The sequence below is a fragment of the Sinorhizobium arboris LMG 14919 genome (genome assembly GCF_000427465.1).
Taxonomy (GTDB): Bacteria; Pseudomonadota; Alphaproteobacteria; order Rhizobiales; family Rhizobiaceae; genus Sinorhizobium; species Sinorhizobium arboris.
On record NZ_KE386499.1, the window covers coordinates 1 to 2,495 of the forward strand.

Below are 2,495 nucleotides of genomic sequence, written 5' to 3' on the forward strand. Positions count from 1 at the left end.
CCAGCAGCTCCGACACGCTCGGTTCGCCGGACAGATCGATGCGAACCGCCAGGGTGTTGACGAAGAAGCCGATCAGCTCCTCGACCTCGCGCCGGCCGCGATTGGCGCTCGGCACGCCGATCACGATATCGGCCTGCCCGGACAGGCGCGCCAGCACCGCCGCCCAGGCCGCCAGCACCGTCATGAACAAGGTCGTGCCATGCTGCCGGCTCAGCCGCTTCAGCCCGCGCGTCAGATCGGCATCGATGACGACCGGCACGCTGGCTCCGGCAAACGACTGCTGCGCTGGCCGCGGCCGGTCGGTCGGAAGTGTCAGACGCGCGGGAGCGCCAGACAGGCTGTCGCGCCAATATGCCGCCTGGGCCTGCAGCCGCTCGCCGGACAACCATTGCCGTTGCCAGGCGGCATAATCCGGATACTGGATCGCCAGCGGCGGCAAAGGATCGTCGCGCCCGGCCGCAAACGCCCGGTAAAGGCTGCTGAGTTCACGCACCAGAACCCCCATCGACCAGCCGTCGGCGACGATATGGTGTTGCGTCAGCAGAAAGACGTGGTCGTCATCGGCCAGCCGGATCAGGCGGCCGCGGATCAGGGGCCCGCGCGCCAGATCGAACGGCGTGCGCGCCTCATCATGGCAGAGATCCGCAAGCAGGGCATCCGCATCCGGCAGCCCTTGCAGATCATGCTCCGTCACCGGCAGGCCGGCATCGGCCGGCAGCAGCTCGACCCGGGGCCGGCCCTCAGGGGCGACAAAGACACTGCGCAGCGCCTCGTGACGGGCAAACAGCTGATCAAGGCTGCGCCGCCATGCGGCATGATCGAGCCTGCCCCGCAATCGCCAGCCGAGGGGAATGTTATAGTTCGTGCTGTCTTCGTCCAGCTGTGACAAGAACCAGAGACGCTGCTGCGAATAGGACAGTGGCAGCGCACCATCACGTCCAACTGGAATGATGGCCGGTGCTGCCTGTGCACCGGAACCGTTCAGCACTTCGCCAACACTTAGCGCCAAATCGGCCAGTGTCGGCTTGGCGAACAGGGTCGCCAGCGGCAGCTCCACTGCCAAGGCCTGTGTCAGCCGGGCAAGCAGGCGCACCGCCAGCAACGAGTGGCCGCCGAGCTCGAAGAAGTTGTCGTGGCGGCCGACCCGCTCGATGCCGAGAAGCTCTTCCCAGATTCCGGCCAGCAGCGTCTCGATCTCGCCGCGTGGTGCCTCGAAAGCCCGGCGCGCATAGGCCTCGTCGGCAGGGGCCGGCAGCGCCTTGCGGTCGAGCTTGCCGTTCGGTGTCAGCGGCAGTGCGTCCAGCCGCACGAAGGCGGCCGGCACCATGTAGTCCGGCAGCAGGCCACCGAGATGGGCCCGCAACGCCGCCGCCAGCTCGGCGCCATCGGCTTTGTCCGACCCGTCCGCCGTCTTCGCAACCACATAGGCGACGAGCCGCTTGTCGCCGGCCGCATCCTCGCGCGCCACCACCACCGCCTCGCCGACAAGCTCGTGCTCGCAGAGCCGGGCGGAGATCTCGCCCGGCTCGATGCGGAAGCCGCGGATCTTCACCTGCTCGTCGTTGCGGCCCAGAAACTCCAGATTGCCATCCGGCAGATAGCGGGCCAGGTCGCCGGTGCGGTACATCCGGGCATCCGCCTCGCCGCTGAACGGATCGGCCAGGAACCGCTCCGCCGTCAGTTCGGGCCGATTGAGGTAGCCGCGCGCAACCCCTGCCCCGCCGATATAGAGCTCGCCAACGGCCCCGAACGGAACAGGCTGACCATGGTCGTCAAGCAGATAGAGCCGCGTGTTCGCGATTGGGCGGCCGATCGGCACATTTGTCGATGCGGAAAGGTCTGCAGGGATGTCATGGAAAGCACAACCGACAACCGCTTCCGTCGGACCATACTCGTTGACCATTCTGGCCGCCGGCTGGATCTGACGCCATAGCTCGACCGTCGACGACGACAATGCCTCGCCGCCAATGACGAACAGCTCCACCTGACTGGCATCTCCAGCCGACTGCAGCTGCTGCCCCAGAACATCCAGAAGGGTCGGGGTGACATTGACCAGCCCGCACCGGGTGCCGACCCTCGACCTGATCCCCTCGACCTCGTCCCCCTCTTTCGCAAGCAATGCATGGCCGCCAGAGACCAAAGGCGCAAACAGGCTGTTGACCGTAGCATCGAAGGCGAGCGAAGAGGAGACGACGGAGGAGGATGTGGGAGCGTAGGTCTCACGAGCCCAGCTTAGATAATTGGTCATCCCGCGATGCTCGACCATGACGCCCTTGGGCGTTCCGGTGGAGCCTGAGGTGTAGATGATGTAGGCGAGATGGCTGGGGGCGAGGCCGAGAGCGCGCGGGTCGGGATCCGACGCCGGCAGCCTCGCCGAGACCGGGGTGGCCGCATTGAGGTCGACCGCCGTCACATTGGTGATCGCCTCGGCGCCCAGCGCTGCGCGGCCGGCCGCGTCGCACAGCAGCAGCCGCGGGGCGGCATCGTCGAGCACC

1 protein-coding gene is annotated in these 2,495 nt (G+C 67.1%); it reads right to left on the reverse strand.

Annotation, left to right across the window (positions count from 1 at the left end; translation table 11 throughout):
- On the reverse strand, positions 1-2,495 hold a 2,495-nt coding region (locus tag SINAR_RS01000000134620; RefSeq protein ID WP_033058606.1), incomplete at both ends, for a non-ribosomal peptide synthetase.